At 37.6% G+C, this 18,529-nt stretch carries 17 protein-coding genes; 2 read left to right on the top strand and 15 right to left on the bottom strand.

The annotated features are described in order from the left end of the window. Positions 1-123: 123 nt before the first annotated feature. The 3 genes from C231_RS0104720 to C231_RS0104710 are packed head-to-tail and all read right to left on the bottom strand — an operon-like array spanning position 124 to position 1,620. On the bottom strand, positions 124-813 hold the full coding sequence (locus C231_RS0104720; protein ID WP_018659490.1) for a 5'-methylthioadenosine/adenosylhomocysteine nucleosidase: 690 nt from the start codon (positions 811-813) through the stop codon (positions 124-126). A gap of 15 nt (positions 814-828) precedes the next feature. Further along, a complete protein-coding gene (locus C231_RS07860; protein WP_018659489.1) occupies positions 829-1,077 on the bottom strand; it encodes a hypothetical protein in 249 nt (82 codons plus the stop codon). Between the two features lie 12 nt (positions 1,078-1,089). Then, positions 1,090-1,620, bottom strand: a complete 531-nt coding sequence (locus C231_RS0104710) for an NUDIX hydrolase (protein ID WP_018659488.1) — start codon at positions 1,618-1,620, stop codon at positions 1,090-1,092. Positions 1,621-1,773: 153 nt separating this feature from the next. On the opposite strand from C231_RS0104710, the gene C231_RS0104705 reads away from it, so the two are divergent. Beyond that, positions 1,774-2,511 carry a 5-bromo-4-chloroindolyl phosphate hydrolysis family protein gene (locus C231_RS0104705; RefSeq protein ID WP_018659487.1) on the top strand — a complete coding sequence of 246 codons (738 nt, stop codon included), beginning with the start codon at positions 1,774-1,776 and terminating at the stop codon, positions 2,509-2,511. Then, positions 2,501-3,694 carry a toxic anion resistance protein gene (locus C231_RS0104700; RefSeq protein WP_018659486.1) on the top strand — a complete coding sequence of 398 codons (1,194 nt, stop codon included), beginning with the start codon at positions 2,501-2,503 and terminating at the stop codon, positions 3,692-3,694. The genes C231_RS0104705 and C231_RS0104700 overlap by 11 nt, the downstream gene beginning before the upstream one ends. A 63-nt stretch (positions 3,695-3,757) precedes the next feature. Here C231_RS0104700 and ileS read toward each other — a convergent pair whose 3' ends face one another. From ileS to C231_RS0104640, 12 genes are all read right to left on the bottom strand, one after another. Then, positions 3,758-6,538: an isoleucine--tRNA ligase gene (gene ileS, locus C231_RS0104695; RefSeq protein ID WP_018659485.1), complete on the bottom strand. Its 2,781-nt coding sequence runs from the start codon at positions 6,536-6,538 to the stop codon at positions 3,758-3,760. A 261-nt stretch (positions 6,539-6,799) separates the two neighbouring features. After that, the gene (locus C231_RS0104690) at positions 6,800-7,528 is read right to left on the bottom strand and encodes a DivIVA domain-containing protein (RefSeq protein ID WP_018659484.1); all 729 of its coding nucleotides are present in this window, start codon (positions 7,526-7,528) and stop codon (positions 6,800-6,802) included. Positions 7,529-7,545: 17 nt separating this feature from the next. After that, positions 7,546-8,337 (bottom strand): YlmH family RNA-binding protein, encoded by a 792-nt coding sequence (locus C231_RS0104685; RefSeq protein WP_018659483.1) that lies wholly within the window; start codon positions 8,335-8,337, stop codon positions 7,546-7,548. 4 nt (positions 8,338-8,341) lie between these two features. After that, positions 8,342-8,629, bottom strand: a complete 288-nt coding sequence (locus C231_RS0104680) for a YggT family protein (protein ID WP_018659482.1) — start codon at positions 8,627-8,629, stop codon at positions 8,342-8,344. Positions 8,630-8,647: 18 nt separating this feature from the next. Then, positions 8,648-9,121, bottom strand: coding sequence for a cell division protein SepF (locus tag C231_RS08270; RefSeq protein WP_018659481.1), 474 nt, complete (start codon positions 9,119-9,121; stop codon positions 8,648-8,650). A 17-nt stretch (positions 9,122-9,138) separates the two neighbouring features. Then, positions 9,139-10,362: a cell division protein FtsZ gene (gene ftsZ, locus C231_RS0104670; protein ID WP_018659480.1), complete on the bottom strand. Its 1,224-nt coding sequence runs from the start codon at positions 10,360-10,362 to the stop codon at positions 9,139-9,141. 28 nt (positions 10,363-10,390) lie between these two features. Beyond that, positions 10,391-11,716, bottom strand: coding sequence for a cell division protein FtsA (gene ftsA / locus C231_RS0104665; protein WP_040408051.1), 1,326 nt, complete (start codon positions 11,714-11,716; stop codon positions 10,391-10,393). Positions 11,717-11,891: 175 nt separating this feature from the next. Further along, on the bottom strand, positions 11,892-12,767 hold the full coding sequence (locus C231_RS07850; RefSeq protein ID WP_018659478.1) for a cell division protein FtsQ/DivIB: 876 nt from the start codon (positions 12,765-12,767) through the stop codon (positions 11,892-11,894). A 17-nt stretch (positions 12,768-12,784) separates the two neighbouring features. Then, complete coding sequence (murG, locus tag C231_RS0104655) at positions 12,785-13,915, bottom strand: undecaprenyldiphospho-muramoylpentapeptide beta-N-acetylglucosaminyltransferase (RefSeq protein WP_018659477.1); 1,131 nt, start codon at positions 13,913-13,915, stop codon at positions 12,785-12,787. A gap of 4 nt (positions 13,916-13,919) precedes the next feature. Further along, the gene (murD, locus tag C231_RS0104650; protein WP_018659476.1) at positions 13,920-15,299 is read right to left on the bottom strand and encodes a UDP-N-acetylmuramoyl-L-alanine--D-glutamate ligase; all 1,380 of its coding nucleotides are present in this window, start codon (positions 15,297-15,299) and stop codon (positions 13,920-13,922) included. A 25-nt stretch (positions 15,300-15,324) separates the two neighbouring features. Then, a complete protein-coding gene (gene mraY / locus C231_RS0104645; protein ID WP_018659475.1) occupies positions 15,325-16,296 on the bottom strand; it encodes a phospho-N-acetylmuramoyl-pentapeptide-transferase in 972 nt (323 codons plus the stop codon). A 79-nt stretch (positions 16,297-16,375) separates the two neighbouring features. Next, on the bottom strand, positions 16,376-18,526 hold the full coding sequence (locus tag C231_RS0104640) for a penicillin-binding transpeptidase domain-containing protein (protein ID WP_018659474.1): 2,151 nt from the start codon (positions 18,524-18,526) through the stop codon (positions 16,376-16,378). Positions 18,527-18,529: the final 3 nt, after the last annotated feature.

The raw sequence follows: 18,529 nt of genomic DNA, 5'->3' as shown, positions 1-18,529 counted from the left end.
ATGGTCATCAAAAGGAAAAATGCCCTCTAATTAAATCAATCACTGGGATAGACTACAAAGATTGCCGCTTAAATATTAGAATAAAAAATCCATCATTAAGAAATTATTAATGATGGATTTTTATTATAATTGTTGAAGCCAACTTATCACAAGTTGAGCAGATCTTTTTCCCGCTTGTTCGATAAATGTATCAAAGTCAACGCTTGCTTCTTGATTGGCAACATCACTCACACAACGAACGACAAGCGCTGGAACTTGAAATTGGTAGCAAACTTGAGCAACTGCTGCCCCTTCCATTTCTGTTACAAGCGCTTGTGGGAGATGCTTTTTAATAGTGGCAATATGTTTAGAGCTTGCGACAAATGAATCACCCGTTACAACTTGGCCTACTTTCACATTAAATTTCTGCATAGCAGCAGTTGCTTTTAATGTATTGAGCCATTTTTCATCAACAGGATAAGTAGCAGGCATTTGCGGAATTTGGCCATAAACATATCCAAAAACGCGATTATCTGCATCTTGATAAGTGAGATCATCTGCAATCACAAGATCTTGAATAGACAAACTGTCATCAATTCCACCAGCTGACCCTGTATTCAAAATCACTTGGCAAGTAAAATGTTCAATCAAAAGTGTCGTTGCCATTGCCGCATTCACTTTACCAATCCCAGATTGAACAAGTGTCACTGATATTCCTGAAAGCGTTCCGTCATAAAAAAGCTGACCTCCATACGAAACTTGCTCATAGTCATCCATTGCAGCAACAAGTTCTCTTACTTCTTCAGCCATTGCTGCTAATATTCCAATTTTCATGTTGCTCCTCTTTCTTTAAATAAATAGTACAACTAACCACACAATCACATTCAACAAAAATAAAATAAAAATTGTACGATTTAAAAATTTATCGATGCGTCGATGATTGCCTACATATTCTGCACGGCTTTTGTTAGTGTACCCTTGTTTTTTTAATTTTCTTTCTTCTTTCCACATATGATAACGTGTTCTTAAATTTTCTTTATGCGCAAGTCGGCGATTTTCTTTTTCTCTTTCGCGACGCGCCATTCTTGAAGGCTCCACCGGATATCCCTCCTAATTTTGACGATTATAACGCCAATAATCTAACGCCCAAATAGTTTTCATGTCACAAATTTCGCCACGCTCATAAGCAGCATTTGCTTCTTCAAAAGTATAATACACAACTTCTAAAAATTCGTCATCGTCTTGTGGTCGCGGATGCTCAATTTTGTATAAATCACGTGCCTCATAAAGACGATTATATGCATTCGTAAAGCCAGGCGCTGTATAAAAATCTCGAAGCGGTTGCCACAGATGGGCACCTACTGCTGTCTCTTCTTCTAATTCACGCTTGGCAGCTGTCAATGGATCTTCGTCAGGATCAATCAAGCCCGCTGGAATTTCTAATATTTTTCGGTCAACACCTACGCGATACTGACGCACGAGAATAATCTTATCGTCCGCTGTCAATGCTAAGATGGCAACGGCAGGTCTATGATCGACAAATTCATAATTTTTTACCATTTTATTAGGAAGTTCAACTTCTTTTAATTCATAACGTGTTAGAAATCCTTCATAGATAATGCGGCTATTTTTAATAGACATTTTTGTTCGTTCCTTTCTTGAATCTATTCTATTATATCATAGCGAAAATTCACCCTGATGCAAAATACATCTTTCGTACCATGACGGCTTTTTTATCTTTTGTGTTAGAATACAAGTAGGCATTAAATATAAAATGCGTCAGGAGGAAAGCACATGAAACGCTCATATATCAAAAAGATTATCGCTGTTGTGATCGGCTTTTTAGCATTCATCATACTAATCGATCTTGTTATTGGTGATCAATATTTCGTGTCATCAATCGATAAAGAATATTTATTCGTTTTAGGTGCACTTGTTATGTTTTATTTTATAAGTCGCGCACCTTCTACATCCAAAAAAACACATGATAATATGCCCCCTGTTTCAAAAGAAAAAGAACACTACTACCTTGCACAAGGATTGACACCTGAAGATGTGACTTTTTTCAGAGAGACGATGAATGAAGCACGCCTACAAATTTTGCAGCTTGAAGCATTCATGGAAAAATCTCCCCGCTTAAATACAATTAATCATCGCTATAAAACCGTTGAAACGGCAAAAAATTTCTTTCAGGTAATCGTTAAAAATCCTAGACAACTTGCAAAAGTAAATGAGTTTTTATATCGTGATTTGCCTGATGTAGTTTCATTAAGTCAGAAATTCTTAGATATTGAAGCACACCCAAATAAAAATAAAGCCACATTACATGTTATTGAAAAATCAATCGAAAAGATAGAACAACTTTGCCAAGTCATTGAAGAACATTATTTAGCATTTTGTAAAGAAGAGCTCATAGTAGAAGATCATGTCTCAGATGAATCATTCATCAAAACTGAGCCTTCCATCTCAAAAGAAATGTCATCAGATGAGCTTCCTTCATTAGAAAGTGAGGAAAAACTAAATGAAAAATGAAGAACGTAAAATAAATACTCCTTCAAAGGAAGAATCTTTTACCGAACTTGACCAATTATTACAGAATCCTTTTGCCCTACCAACAGAAACGAGATCAGTCGATGGCGTTTCGCAACAAACGCCAACATTTGATACGCTCGATGAAAATCAACAAAAACAGGCTAATGAACTATCTGCAAAAATTATGGCGGATGATTTGAATGCAATCTTAAATTATGGTGCTGCAGCTCAAAAAGAAATTAGCGATTTTTCGCATTCAATTCTAAATCATGTCCAAATGCAAGAAGTAGGTGAAATTGGTCACTCCATTAGTGATCTTATGTTTCAATTAAAAGCTGCCGATCCAAAAGATTTATCCCCTGAAAAGCAAGGATTCTTAAGTCGCGTCTTCAATAAAACAAAACGTTCTATTTATGAAACGACCGCAAAATATCAAAAAATTGGATCACAAATTGATAAAATCGCCTTAAAATTAGATCATGAAAAAAATCTATTAATGAAAGATAATGAAATCTTAAATGATTTATATGAAAAAAATTTAAACTTCTACCAAGCATTGAACATTTATATTGCAGCGGGTGAATTGCGCATTAAAGAATTGCAAGAAGCCATCATCCCCCAAGCATTAAAAGAAGCAGAACAAGAAATTGATCAAATGGGAGCTCAAAAAGTTAATGATTTAAATCAATTCACCAACCGCTTAGAAAAACGTGTCCATGACTTAAAAATCACGAAACAATTAACCATCCAGCAAGCCCCTCAAATTCGTATGATTCAAAATACAAATCAACAACTGTCCGAAAAAATTCAGACATCAATACATACGGCCATTCCTCTGTGGAAAAATCAAATGGTCATCGCACTCACACTGCTTCGACAACATGATGCTGTAAGTGCACAACGTCAAGTGTCGGACACAACAAATGAGCTCCTTATGAAAAACTCTGAAATGTTGAAACAGTCTGCCGTTGATACTGCTGTTGAAAATGAACGTGCCATTATTGATGTAGAAACGCTTGCAACTACTCAACAAAACTTGATGGATACCTTACGTGAGACACTTGCTATCCAAAAAGAAGGACGACAAAAACGTATGGAAGTCGAGAAAGAACTTTTACAAATGGAATCGCAAATGCGTACACAACTTCTTGAAATTACCCAAGAAGCCCAGCGCCATGAATAAAAAAAGAACGCCTCCCCACTTAATGGTAAAGGCGTTCTTTTTTTTATCAATTTTTAGACTTTTTTATTTATCAGCAAAATATTCAGGATAGTGTGTCTTAATAATTTCTTGGCAACGTCCGCAAAGACGATCTTCGCCGAACATCTGTGTATCTTCTGAAGTAATACGACAGCGATCACACACTTCTCCTGGCATATGTTCGACTTTTACAGATAAGCCGTCAAAGTCAACAATATGTTCATCATGGGCTGGTTTTTCTGCAAGTGGTACAATATCTAATGCACTAGCTACCATAATCTGGCGAATATCTGCTTGTAAGTCCTCCAATAATTGGCCAATTTCATCCGAAACATATAATGTTGTACGTGCTTCGAAATCTTTTCCAATGACTTTATTTTCACGAGAAACTTCATTCACTTTTAAGATGTTATCGCGAACATCCATGAAACGTGTCCAACGTGCAAGAATTTCATCTTTATTTTCATAATTTTTAACGCGTGGCAATTCTGTTAATTGAACAAATTCTTCAGGCTCTTGCAAATATTCCCACACTTCTTCTGCAGTATGTGGAATAACAGGCGTTAGAAGTTTTGCTAACGTAACAAGCACTTGGTAAAATACCGTTTGAATTGCGCGACGATTATATGCATCAGGTGCTTCGATATATAAGATATCTTTTGCAATATTCATATAGAAGTTCGATAAATCAACTGTACAAAAATGATTTATTTCACGATAGATGATGCGGAAATCATAACTTTCATATGCTTCATGAAGATTAGCTACGACTTCATCCAAACGATTTAAAATATATTGGTCAGCCGATCGTAATGCATCATAAGCGATAGCGTCTTCTTTTACATCAAAATCAGATGTATTTTGAATCATAAAGCGGAAAGTGTTGCGAATCTTACGATAAGTTTCAGATACTTGTTGCAAGATGCCCATACTAATTGGGACATCTGCTCCCGCATCGACACTCGTTACCCAAAGACGAATAATGTCGGCCCCCAATTGGTCCATCACTTTCATCGGATCAATAACATTTCCGAGCGATTTACTCATAGCACGCCCATTATCATCAAGCACAAAACCTTGCGACAAGACTGCGCGATATGGTGCAACACCATGAACTGCAACACTTGTGGTCAGACTAGAGTTGAACCAGCCGCGATATTGATCGCTTCCTTCCAAATATAGATCCGCTGGAAATGAAAGTTCTTTACGAATGCCTAATACGCCTGCGTGGGAAGATCCAGAATCAAACCAAACATCCATAATATCCGTTTCTTTTTCAAAGAGACCATTTGGACTGCCTGGATGTGTAAAGCCTTCTGGTAATAAATCTTTCGCATCACGTTCAAACCATACATTAGATCCATATTGCTCTACGAGTTGGGCAATATGCTCAGTAACAACAGGATCAATAATTGCTTCACCATTTTCAGCATAGAAAATTGGTAGTGGAACACCCCATTGACGTTGACGCGAAATGACCCAGTCACCACGATCACGAATCATATTATGAATACGTTGCTCTCCCCATGGCTGCAACCAGTCCACTTGAGGAATAACATCAAGAATTTCTTGTCTAAAATCTTTGATAGATGCAAACCATTGCGGCGTAGCTCGGAAAATGACAGGTTTTTTACTGCGCCAATCATGTGGATAACTATGCGTAAAGAATTCAAGTTTTAATAAAGCATTTTTCTCATCTAAAAGTTCAGTCACTTTCTTGTTAGCATCATCATAAAACATTCCTTCAAACCCTGGTGCTTCATCTGTGAAGAAACCTTTATCATCAATCGGGCTAAGTGCTTCAAGACCGTAGCGTTGTCCAACTACATAGTCGTCCGCCCCATGTCCAGGTGCTGTATGAACAAGTCCAGTCCCATCATCAAATGTAACATGGTCGCCCAAAATAAGTAGCGACTCTCGGTCATAGAATGGATGCAGTGCAGTCATATATTCCATCTCTTCTGCCAACAAGGTGTCAAGAATTCTTACATCATGCCAACCAATCGCTTCTTGAACTTTCTCAATCATTTCCTTAGCAACAACAAATTTACGTCCATCTGCTTCAATGACAGCATACACGCCACCTGGTTTCACAGTGATGGCCAAGTTCGATGGAATCGTCCATGGCGTCGTTGTCCAAATAACAAAAGAAACATCATCCGCAAGTTTGCCTTTGCCATCTTTTACTGGAAAAGCAACATAAATAGAAGCAGAACGTACATCTTTATATTCAATTTCAGCTTCAGCAAGTGCCGATTCACTTGATGGCGACCAATAAATAGGCTTCATGCCACGATAAATATATCCTTTTTCCGCCATTTTCCCAAAAACACGTAACTGTGCCGCCTCATATTCAGGTTGCAATGTAATATAAGGATTATCCCAATCTCCACTAACCCCTAAACGTTTGAATGCTGCACGTTGGATATCCACTTGCTCAAGGGCATATTTTTCACAAAGTTGACGAAATTCACTGACACTCATTGCATGACGGTCAACGCCTTTATTCACCAATGCTTGTTCAATAGGCAAGCCATGCGTATCCCAACCTGGGACATATGGTGCACGAAATCCACTCATTGATTTATAACGTACAATAATATCTTTTGAAATTTTATTTAATGCATGTCCCATATGAATGCTTCCATTGGCATATGGTGGGCCATCATGTAAAATGAATGTCGGTTTCCCTTCATTCAATACTTGGCGTTTTTTATAAATGCCCTCATCATCCCATTGTTGTTGTCGTTTTGGTTCTTTATTCGGCAATCCAGCACGCATCGGAAATTGTGTGCGCAATAGATTTAATGTATCTTTTAATTCCATATAATTTCTCCTTTTAAAAATGTGCTTATAAAAAAAGATTTCATCCAAAAAGGACGAAATCACGTGGTACCACCTTAATTTACTACACAAAAGTGTAGCCTCAACTCTTTAATGCAGAGATACATCTTCAGCTACTTTAAAAATTCACTGAAGAAAAGCATTGGAGGATAATTGACTAAGGGGAATCAATTGCTCACACCATCCGCAATCTCGCTGACATTCACACTTAGAAAATCGTGTTCCAATTTCAAAAATATTATATTATTCATCAGAAGGATCAGCTACTGCCTCTTCAGTGGCATCTTCATGATCATCTTCATAATCAACTACTTCTTCATCCGCCTCTTCTTCCGTCGCTTCTTCAAAATCTTCATCAAACTCTTCTGGTTCAAGCGCTTCGGCAAAACCTAAAGTTTTTTCAACTTCTTCAATCGTTTGGGTCTGTGGTTCTTCAATTTTTTCTCCTTGAAGTACTTCATCCCATTCATTTTTCTTGATTAATTCTAATTGTGATTCAATCAAAAGTTGCAGACGCTGTCTAAAGATTCGGTTATGTTTTCGTAATTGTTCTGTTTCCTCTTCAATTTTGCGTGCTTTGATAACCGCTTCCTGTAACAATTCATCTGCATGTGCTTCAGCATCTTCACGAATTGTTTGTGAATATTTATCTGCTTCAGATCGAACATCATCTGCATAATTTGTTGCTTCACGTTTTACGACTTCGATTTCTTTATCGGTATTTTCTTTCAACCGATCCGCCGCTTCTTGTGCCACAATAATCGATTTATTCAATGCATCTTGCATATCATCATAATTGGCAAGTTTTTCTCGCGCAATATTCAATTCATCTTCTAAGATGCGTTTGTTGCGAAGTAAATGTTCGAATTCTTTAATAATCTGATCCAAAAATTCATTTACTTCATCTGGATGATATCCACGCATTTTTGTAGAAAATTCTTTATTATGGATATCCATTGGTGTCAATGTCATGATCCGTTCCTCCTTAATTAATATTGATTTCGATCATAGCGTCTAACGCTGATAAGTAAATTATCTTTTTTCGTACGATTTTTTATTTCGCCGACTTTAATTCTGCCTTTTCCTCTAACAGAAATAATCTCTTCTTGTTCTATCACTTCCGCTGGATTCAATTCTTCCATCCAATTAACTTTTACATGATGCTTCTTAATGAAATCTTGTGCAAGTTGGCGGGAAATGTGAAAAGTTTTAGCGATGATATTATCCAAGCGCAAAGAAGAAATAACAATTTCTAACGATTGTCCATTATCTTTCGGCGTGAGCAATTCTGTCACTAAACATTCTCTTAATCTGATTGTCGTGCGTCCGACATGAGTCATTTGACCAACTAAAAAGTTAACAAGATTTGTATCAATGAAAAATTGCCACCGTTTCCCATCCGTTATAATGTCACCCAGACGATCTCTGTCAATCCCAGCCCCTAGCACGCTTCCCAAAATTTGTCCATGAGATAGTGCAGCAAATTTTTCTGGGTAGTCAATTTCAACTAATGACATTTCAAATGCCTCAAAAGGTGGAACTTCTAAATAATAAGGATAAAAAAGTATGCGACTACTCTCTAGTAGCTGCGGTGTTTTAGCTTCTGCAAAATGAATGTCATCAAAATTAGCAACAAGCGTTCGAGCAATATATCGTTCTCTAGGATTCATAAAAGCTGTCAAAATAGGGGTATAAGTCCTTTGAACTTTTTGAATATCATCTAGGACACGTTGGATAAATTCTTTTTCTGAAGCTTTAAAATGTTGAAATAAATGTTCCACATCATCATCCTATCAGACGTATCAAAAAGATAATAATTGTATTAAATCCTCGTTCCAAAATAGCTAAACAAATATATGCCGCCATCCCCGCAAAACTTATCATGCCAACAGGTGGAATAAAGCGGCGAAAATAAGAAACATATGGCTCGCAAATACGCTCTAAAAGCCGACCTAATCCAGAATCACTTGCCTCTGGTAGCCATGAAAGTAAAAAATATGCCAATAAAGCCAAACGATAAATCTCTAAAAAGCGACTGACAAGCACTCTAAGTCCTAATAATAGTTGCACCATAAAGTCTTTTACTCCTTCTTAGCTTTCCGAGTTAAAGAAATCTCTTTCATTCACTTCAAGCTCTGAAAGCACTAGATCAACTGTTTGTGGCGCGCAGACAAAGATTTCTTCGCCAATACGTTCCATATCGCCACCAATTGCATAGATAGTTCCTTGAAGGAAATTAATCATTTTAACGGCTTGTGCCTGATCCATACGGCGAACATTCAAGACAACACTTTCCCCGTCCAATAACATATCCGCAATATTTTCAGCATCTGTTTCAAAGCGCGGTTCTACAATTTTTATTTTGGTATGACTTGAAGCTCGTGTCTGATTCATTGATACAACATTGCGTTTATTTGGCATTTTATAATGATTAGCTGCGCCAGCATTTGCGGCAGCTTGTTGGATAGTTGCGGCTTCTTGCGCTGTTTCGAAGTTATCTTCTACCGCAGCATCATCTTCTAAAAAGAAAAAATCGCTAATTTTGTCTTTTAAATTTTTCTTCATATATGTTCAGCCCCATTCTATTCATCACGATTACGACGTCTGAAAAATGGAGGGGTATCCATTTCATCTACAGGTTGTGCCACATCATTTTCATTTTGACGATCAAAAACATTTTCAAGCGGTGCTGCTTCTTGTTTTTCATCTAAATCTGCCGTATGTCTTTCACGAACAGTTGCTTCTTTACGAATATCCCAGTCACCAAATGGATCTATTGTTTTGGTAACACCTTGACCTTTTTCGGCAGCAGGTGTTGTGTGGCGTTTTTGTGGTGATGGTTTTTCATCTAAACTTTTTACACCCGTTGCAACAACCGTTACAACCACTTCATCCCCTAGATCTTTATTAATTGATGTACCAAAGATGATATTGACATCGCCAGTTGCTGCTGCACTGACAATATCTGCTGCATCCTGTGTTTCGAATAAGGTGAGGTCTTCTCCTCCTGTAATATTTAAGAGAACATTTTCAGCCCCATCAATTGAAACTTCAAGAAGTGGTGAACTAATAGCTTGTTGCGTTGCTTCCACAATGCGATTATCGCCCTTAGCAGATCCGATTCCCATAAGAGCCGAACCTTGGTTAGCCATGACAGTTTTAACGTCAGCAAAGTCTAAGTTAATAAATCCTGGGTTAGTAATCAATTCAGAAATACCTTGTACCCCTTGGCGCAAAACATTATCCGCTTCTGCAAAAGCTTCTTGAATCGGTGTTTTTTTGTCGATAATTTCAAGAAGTCGGTCATTTGCGATAATAACTAATGTGTCCACATTTTCTTTCATTGCAGCAATGCCATCTGCACCAAAGCGGCTCTTTTTGCTTCCTTCAAAGGAGAATGGCTTCGTAATGACACCTACAGTCAGTGCACCTTGCTCTTTTGCAATGCGCGAAACAACGCCTGCAGCACCTGTTCCCGTACCGCCACCCATTCCTGCAGTAATAAATACCATATCTGCTCCTTCGAGCGCTTTAGCAATTTGCTCTTCACTTTCTTCAGCAGCTTTTAAGCCAATTTCAGGGTTAGCACCTGCTCCAAGACCTCGTGTCAATTTCGGTCCCAGTTGAATTTTTGTTTCCGCATTCATCAATTGAAGCGCTTGAACATCAGTATTGGCAACAATAAATTCAACGCCCGTTACACCTTCTGCAATCATACGATTTACAGCATTACCGCCAGCGCCTCCAACGCCAATAACTTTAATAATTGCTCCAGAATTTTCATACATATCAAACTGTAAGTCCATTGTTTTTCCTCCTGTTACTTTTATGCATTTAACTGAAAAAATCTAAAAAGAATTTTTTGAATTTAAGACGGCTAGATTCTTTTTCTTCATTTGCCGCTTGAGCATCTTCCACTTCCACTTCTTGTGGCTGTGGCATTTTAGTGGTCACTTCAGATGAATGTGATACCTCTTGATAGCTACTTTCAAGTCCTATAATTTCAGCAACTTCAGACTGAATAACTCTTTCGATATCGCTTAAATTCGCTTGATAACTTGTCAAACTTATGGCATGAGTGAATGTTGGATATCTTACGCCCATCTGATCTGGCACATAAAGTCGCACAGGGACATTGAAGATTGATTCAGCTAATTGCTCAATTCCAGGTAATGTTGCAACGCCTCCACTGATCACAATGCCTCCTGGCAGTTGCAAGGCATCTATCGTTTCTAATTTGTCTCGCACTTGTTCCAAGATTTGAACCAATCGTGCCTCAATAATTTCAGCAATATATGATTCTTTGATCACAGCAGGCTCTTTTTTGCCGACAATATCGACACTAACTGTATGATCTGGATTAGCCAATTCATAATAAGCATGACCTACTTCACGTTTCAATCGTTCAGCATTTTTTAAAGAGGCATTCAAAACAATGGAAATATCTTGTGTAATATATTGACCCCCTTCAGGAATCATACTAGTATATTTCAATTGATTATTATGCATAACTGAAACGGTTGTTTGACCGCCGCCCATATCCAGTAAAATCGTGCCAAACATACGCTCATCAGCTGATAATGTCGAAGCCGACATCGCTTGCGGAAGTAGCACAAAAGCCTCTACTTCTAGATGTGCTCCTAGGACTGCTTTACGAATATTATGCAGAACCGAACGGCTCACTGTATAAAGTGTCCCATTGACTTCCAATCGTTTACCGATCATACCACGAGGATCTGGGATTTCATCGAAGCCATCTACAATAAATTCTTTCGGTTCAACAGATATAATTTCTTGTTGATCAATTGCCGCATTGCTGACTGCTCTTTCGATCACTGCACGTACGTCATGTTCTGAAATTTCTTGATTTTCAGCTAGTACATTGTGAGAGCCGGCACAATGATGAATTCCAACCTGGTAAGCAGGTATTCCGACAATCACGTGATGAATCGTAGCGCCTGAACGTTCCGAAGCTTGTGCAACCACTTTTTCAATGGCAGCACTTGCTTTTTCAATATCAACGATTACACCGCGGCTGACGCCTTGTGAGCGTTCATTGCCTACACCGATAACGCTTAATTGTCCATTTAAGACTTCAGATATAATCATTTTTATAGAAGTAGTTCCAATATCTAAACTCGCATAAATTCCATCTTTCATTGGCAAATTGAAACCTCCTAATCTTCATTTAAATAAAATCCTTAACAATAGCATCATACCATAATTTCAGCTTGAGTAGAAGCATGAACCCGTAATTTAAATACTTTTTCACATAAAAAATAGAAAACAAAAAACACATCCAAAAAATATATAAATTTTGGATGTGTAACATTTTTTATTCATTATGACCAGGTTGTGACAAGATACCTGAAAGTGGCGTAGAGATTTCATATCCTTCTTCATCTGGATAATAATGACCCTCTTCATCAGTATTATATTCTATTTCGCCTGCTTCATTTTTGGAATGTGAGAATGGAATAAAATAGACGCCCACTTCCATATCAAAGATACCTTTTTGGTCACCAACTGTTTGTAACATCTGCGGATAGTATGCCATATTTTTTGAAAAGTCCGGAATTGATGCGAGCACACGATTTCCACTATTCATATATATTTTTATAAATAATGGATTAGCATGTCCAGGCACATACTCAATTTCACTTATCATATGCAATATATTCGCATCAAGCTTATCCAATTCCTTAATCATCGCATCAAGCGGTTTACCTTCTGTAAAATTATTTAAAATCGGCTGATTGCCGATAGTTTGAACATATTGATTATCAAGAATTGTCCCATTTTCTAAAATGCGCAAATATTTTTCATCATGCGACATATAAGCAACCGTCTTAAATTCGTCAATTTTTATATTCACTTCATTCCAATTTTCAAGCGTAACAGTGGCTTCTTTCACTTGTTCAATTGCTTCAATTTTTTTGGCAATATTTGCTTCACTGCCCTTCACTTCAAAAATGGATTGATTCATTTTTAATCCCGAAGCTTTTAATACTTCTTGTGTAACTACACCATCGTTCCCCGTAATATTTACTTTTTTAATTTTGCTTAAAGGACTAATAAAATAACTAGCAATTGCAATCACTAGCATAAAAACCGATACTAAGGCAATATAATTCAGCCGCATCTTTAATTCTTTTGCGGCATATTTAGAATTTTCATTTAATCCTTTTGAATTAAAATGATCCTGGAACACTAGTTATCGTCCTTTCATTATTTATTCAATTCATCTAGCATAACTGCAATGACATGATCTGCAGCATCAGGTCGTCCTAACTCACGAGCAGCCTCCGACATTGACGTTCGCAATTTGCGATCATTCATTAATTCACTTACCTGATGAAACAAATCAAAAGCGGTAAGATCTTGCTCTTTAATTAATCGTGCGGCATCATTTTTTACAAGGCTGCTAGCATTTTGTGTCTGATGATCTGCAGTAACATAAGGGCTTGGAATAAGTATAGCAGGCAAGCCTAAGGCCGTAATCTCAGCAATTGTCGTAGCACCGCTGCGTGTTACTATAAGATCGACCTCACCCAATATATGAACCATATCTTCAATATAAGGGACAATGACAATGGAATCATCATCTTTTATTGGTTGTGTCTCTTTTAATTCTTGTAGCACTTCTTCATAATGCACTTGACCTGTAACAAAAATAACTTGATAGTCAACATTAGCAAATAAATGATAAGCTTCAATGAATGCTTCATTTATATGACGGGCGCCGCGGCTCCCTCCTACGATTAACACCGTTGGTTGCTGACGATCAAGAGGGAAAGGAAGTGACTCATTTTCTGTGAAAGATTCTTTTGCATCCACTACTTCCTGGGCACGCGGATTCCCTGTAAATTCAATTTTTTCTACATGTTTTTTCAATTGATCATAAATATCAGGGAAACAAATACATATCTTGTTCACGAAATGTGCCAAAAATTTATTCGTTAAACCTAGCACGCTATTTTGTTCATGAATAATCGTTGGAATATTTAACACACTTGCTGCAAAACATACAGGTGCCGCAACATATCCACCAGTACCTAGGACAATATCTGGCTTAAATTCTTTTATAATTTTTTTGCACTGATGAATCCCATTTAAAAATAAATAGATGCTACGTAAATTATAACGAATGCCTGTCCAACTGAGTTCGCGCTTGAAGCCTTCCATTTCAATAGCTTTAAAAGCAAATCCTGCTTCAGGTACCGATTTACTTTCTAGTCCGCGGCTTGTTCCAACATATAAAATCTCAACATCTTCATGAAGTTCTTTCAAACGTCGCGCAATTGCTAAAGCGGGATAGATATGGCCGCCCGTGCCGCCCCCTGTTAGTAATACTTTCATGGTATTATTTCCCTTCTTTCTGCTTTAAATGCTCAACACTCCGAATAAAATCATCCCCACGCTGTTCAAATGTTTGATATTGATCCCAGCTTGCATTTGCTGGGGAGAGCAAAATAATATCTCCCTTATCGCTTATCTCCGTTGCTTTTTTCACAGCTTGTGCAACAGTATCACATGTATAAATCGCTTTGACGCCTGCTTGTTGACCAAGATGTGCCATTTTATCACTTGTTTGTCCAAAAGTTACAAGCGCTTTAACATATTTTTTGAATTCAGGGATTAATTCCAACATATCGTTACCGCGATCCAATCCTCCCGCAATCAAGACCAATGGTGTTTGAAAACCACGCAATGCTTGAATGGTTGCTTGAGTATTTGTTGCTTTTGAATCATTGTAATAAGTACGGTCATCAATTTTCGCAACAAATTGCGTACGATGTTTAACGCCATGAAATTCTGACACTGCTACCATAATCGCATCATTGCTTACACCACTTAATTTTGCAATGGCAGTCGCAACTAACACATTTTCCAAATTATGCAACCCTGGCAGTTGAACGCACTCGCACGGAAGAATACGCTCTTTTTGGAAATAAATCCATCCATCTAAAATATATGCTCCTTCTTCAACTACTTTTTGACGTGAAAATGGAACAAGTTGTGCTTTTGTATGCTGACTGATTTTTTCACGCATTTGTGCTAAATCATCATTAAATATTATGTAATCTTGTTCTGTTTGATTTTCTATCATATGAAATTTAGCAGCTTCATATGCTTCCTGTGTGCCATGATAATCCAAATGAGCACTATAAATATTTGTAATCGCAGCAATATGAGGATGAAGTGTTGGACTTCCAGCTAATTGAAAACTTGAAAGCTCAGTGACTACGTGATCATCTTTTTTTACATCATAGACAATTTCACTCAGTGGTACCCCAATATTACCCACCAAATAAACATGATGATAGGAGAAATATTGGCGTAAAATGGCAGCTGTTAATTCACACGTTGTCGTCTTGCCATTGGAACCTGTAATCCCAATAATTGGAATAGGTAATAAAGCTGCAGCAAGTTCCACTTCTGTAATAATTGGAATATCTAGCGCTGCCGCTTTTTCAAGTAGTGGAAGTGTATAAGGGATACCCGGATTTTTAATAATCAAGTCAGGAGTCGGTGCAAGTAATGACAATGGATGCGCGCCTGTGATGATTTTTACTCCAGCAGCTTCTAATGCTTTTAACTTATGCTCATCTATTATTTCATTTTTATCATTCAAAGTGACGATCGCACCTTGTTTTAATAGCAATTTAGTAACACTATAGCCACTGCGCGCCATTCCGAGCACTAACACTTTTTTATTTTCTAGCGATTTATATAATGTCATCTATTAATCCCCTGCTTTCAATCCTTTATAAAAGGACACCCCAAATGCCCACTAAGGCACCAATAATTGATAATAATCCAAAACGTGTAACGATTTGCGTTTCACTCCAACCACTCATTTCAAAGTGATGATGAATAGGTGTCATTTTGAAGAAGCGTTTTCCAGTTTTTTTATAATAAGCAACTTGTATCATCACACTAGCCGTTTCCATCACATAGGTCATTCCAATCAATAGTAGCGACCATTCTTCAAAAAGCAAAATAGAAACAACAGCAAGGCCTGCACCTAAAGCTAAAGAGCCTACATCACCCATAAAAATTTGAGCGGGTTTTTTATTATATAAATAAAAACCTAATAAAGAACCTACAATCGATAGACAGAAAAACATCACTTCATAACGGTTCAAAGCTGCCGCAATTGCAGCATAAGTCATATAAGAAATAACACCATTAGTTGCCATTAATCCGTCAATGCCGTCCGTTAAATTCGTTGCATTAGAAAATCCCGTAATCCAAAAAACTACAAAAATACCATATAACACTTTTGGCATCCGCCACGTAAAAAAAGGTAAATGAAGTATTGTAGGATGATTAAACCAAAGCAACACAACAAAAACTAAAATAGCACCTACAATTTGTGCAACAAATTTCTGCTTGGCTGTTAAACCTTCATTTTGTTTTTTTATTAGGATTAAATAATCATCAATAAAACCCAAACCGCCAAAAAAGATTATGACTGCAAGTAAGAGTGCTAAATGATTGCGTCCTGTCGGATAAAGCAAAATTCCTACAATTTCAGCGATCATGCTCGCAATTAAAATGACCACGCCACCCATTGTAGGTGTACCTGATTTGGATTGATGCCAGCTTGGACCTTCTTCACGCATCGTCTGTCCCAATTGCTTTTCTCTAAAATAATGAATAATTTTCGGCATGAAAGTACTACTTATAATGAATGTCACCACAAGTGCAACATAAGACAGGTACTTTTCGCTCATTCAATTTCCTCCTTAAAAAAACAGATGGAAGTTTAACTCCCATCTGTATTATAACATTTTTTGATAAAGAGTCTGTTCCTTATGGATAATTAGGGGAAAGCTTGATAGTAATTGCTGAATCTTGCTCCATAAAGCTTCCCGGTTCTAGACTTTGGCTTTGGGCATATCCTTCTCCTTCAAATGTAAAAGGAATCCCCGTAATTTCCGATATTTTTAAAATATCATTTCGCGACCAACCTTTCACATCAGGCATTGTCATCGCCCCCTCTGTCATCAACAAAATACGTTGATGATCAAAAAGCGGTGTATCGGGTAGTGGATATTGTTGAACGATTGTCTGCCCAGAACCAATCAAGGCATGTGGATGATTTTCCCCTATCTTATCTAATGCTTCATCTACCGTCTTGCTTAACAAGTTAGGTGTAGCAGCATATTGCTGATCTTCTGTTCCTTCTTCATGATTAGCATTCTGATACTCTGCTAAATAATCCATCATAGCGCGCGCAATATTTTCTACAACAGTTCCACCGAAAAGATCTCCTTCGTCAAGTTTTGGATTTCTAACTGTAATATAAAGGATATATTGTGGATCTTCTGCTGGAAACATCGTAACAACCGAAAAAACATATTGATTGCCTAAATACTTTCCGGTTTCTGAATCGGCAATTTCTGCTGTACCTGTTTTTGCAAGTATTGATTCATTTTCACGCATATAATTATGCGTCAGACTTCCTTCCATTTCTGTCGCTTGTTTTGCATATTGACGTGTTAATTTTGCTGTTTCAGCTGAAATAGGTGTCTGTACATATTCGGGTTCCAGAATGGTTTCTTCTTTAGTTTTTGGATCGACAATCTTCGTGACAAAACGCGGGCGAACCATTTTTCCATCATTGGCAATAGCAGAAAAAGCTTGCATCATTTGAATTGGAGTAACCGCAATCCCTTGTCCAAAAGCAGTGTTAACTTTTTGAAGTGATGATTCATAAGGGTTGCTACCTTCATATTCACTCGGTAATTTGACTCCTGTTAGCTGGCCAAACCCGAAGCCGTCAAGATATTTTTTCCAAACATCTAGCCCCATCTCTTCTACCAATGTCACGAATAAAACGTTACTTGATTTAGAGAGTCCTTCCAAATGCGAAATCATACCCCAACCGACCTCATTAAAATCGCGAATCACGCCACCTTCCGTTTCAATAGCTCCAGATTGGAAATATCGATCTGGACTAAACGAACCTTCTTCAACAGAGGCCGCAGTCGTCAGCAATTTAAATGTACTTCCCGGTTCATAAGCTGCCTCTACAAATAAATTTTGCCATGATTCATCAATATTTTCTCGAGTTTCTGCATTAAATGTCGGTCTTTGAGCACCAGCAACAATATTCCCCGTTTTGGCTTCCATCAATGTCACAACCATATTTTCAGGATGATTTTTTAGATCAATTTCATCCAATGTCTTTTCTAGATGGATTTGGAGTTGGCGGTCATAAGTAGAATAAACATTTTTCCCATCAATCGGTTCTTTCATTTTTACAGGCTCATCTGGAATAATATAGCCTTGTGAATCTTTTTCAAATTGATAATAACCATTGACACCTGCTAGTACATCATCCAATGATGCTTCAATTCCCGTAATACCTTCTAAACGATCGGACTCTTTCTTCTCTTCTGGATCAGGATATTGTGCCAGACCGATGACATGCGATGCAAATACACCATTGGGATAAAGGCGCGTCTTTGATTCTTCAAATGTAATACCTGACAACTCTTTTTCTTCAAGTTCTTTTTTTATTTGGCTCACAGTATGGTAAGATAATTGACTGCCAACCGTACCAAATTCAACTTGCGATGCATCTTGTGTTAAGCGCGTATAGATATCATCTTCAGAAATAGGCAAATACTTCGCCAATACTTCAGCCACTTCGACAGGTTTTTGAATATGGATCGGCTTTTTGGGATTGGACCATTTGTCCGTCAAAATAGCGACCATCTTATAGCTGGTTGCATCTACGGCAATGGGATTCCCATCTTTATCTAATATTGAACCGCGATTAGCTTGGATATTTTGGCTATTGGTATATAAATTTTGAATATTTTTAGTTAGATCTTCATCGCTTACTTCACCGTAGAGCATAACCCAGCCTAATCGCGCAATTAATATAAAAAACGCAGCAATAGATATACAAAATAAACCTATTGTAGCGTATTTTCTATTCTTGATATTTTGCATGTC

Source organism: Allofustis seminis DSM 15817 (assembly GCF_000374325.1).
GTDB lineage: Bacteria > Bacillota > Bacilli > Lactobacillales > Carnobacteriaceae_A > Allofustis > Allofustis seminis.
Note: the sequence above shows the minus strand (reverse complement) of the source record. Positions and strands in the feature narration are given on the sequence as shown.

Excerpts from the sequence above, each read along its gene's own strand:
- C231_RS0104690 (WP_018659484.1), bottom strand. The coding sequence starts at position 7,528 with ATGACATTGACACCAATGGATATCCATAATAAAGAATTTTCTACAAAA.
- C231_RS0104640 (WP_018659474.1), bottom strand. The coding sequence starts at position 18,526 with ATGCAAAATATCAAGAATAGAAAATACGCTACAATAGGTTTATTTTGT.
- murG (WP_018659477.1), bottom strand. The coding sequence starts at position 13,915 with ATGAAAGTATTACTAACAGGGGGCGGCACGGGCGGCCATATCTATCCC.
- ileS (WP_018659485.1), bottom strand. The coding sequence starts at position 6,538 with ATGGAATTAAAAGATACATTAAATCTATTGCGCACACAATTTCCGATG.
- C231_RS0104720 (WP_018659490.1), bottom strand. The coding sequence starts at position 813 with ATGAAAATTGGAATATTAGCAGCAATGGCTGAAGAAGTAAGAGAACTT.
- C231_RS0104705 (WP_018659487.1), top strand. The coding sequence starts at position 1,774 with ATGAAACGCTCATATATCAAAAAGATTATCGCTGTTGTGATCGGCTTT.
- ftsZ (WP_018659480.1), bottom strand. The coding sequence starts at position 10,362 with ATGGACTTACAGTTTGATATGTATGAAAATTCTGGAGCAATTATTAAA.
- C231_RS0104680 (WP_018659482.1), bottom strand. The coding sequence starts at position 8,629 with ATGGTGCAACTATTATTAGGACTTAGAGTGCTTGTCAGTCGCTTTTTA.
- ftsA (WP_040408051.1), bottom strand. The coding sequence starts at position 11,716 with ATGAAAGATGGAATTTATGCGAGTTTAGATATTGGAACTACTTCTATA.
- C231_RS08270 (WP_018659481.1), bottom strand. The coding sequence starts at position 9,121 with ATGAAGAAAAATTTAAAAGACAAAATTAGCGATTTTTTCTTTTTAGAA.
- C231_RS0104710 (WP_018659488.1), bottom strand. The coding sequence starts at position 1,620 with ATGTCTATTAAAAATAGCCGCATTATCTATGAAGGATTTCTAACACGT.
- C231_RS0104700 (WP_018659486.1), top strand. The coding sequence starts at position 2,501 with ATGAAAAATGAAGAACGTAAAATAAATACTCCTTCAAAGGAAGAATCT.
- murD (WP_018659476.1), bottom strand. The coding sequence starts at position 15,299 with ATGACATTATATAAATCGCTAGAAAATAAAAAAGTGTTAGTGCTCGGA.
- mraY (WP_018659475.1), bottom strand. The coding sequence starts at position 16,296 with ATGAGCGAAAAGTACCTGTCTTATGTTGCACTTGTGGTGACATTCATT.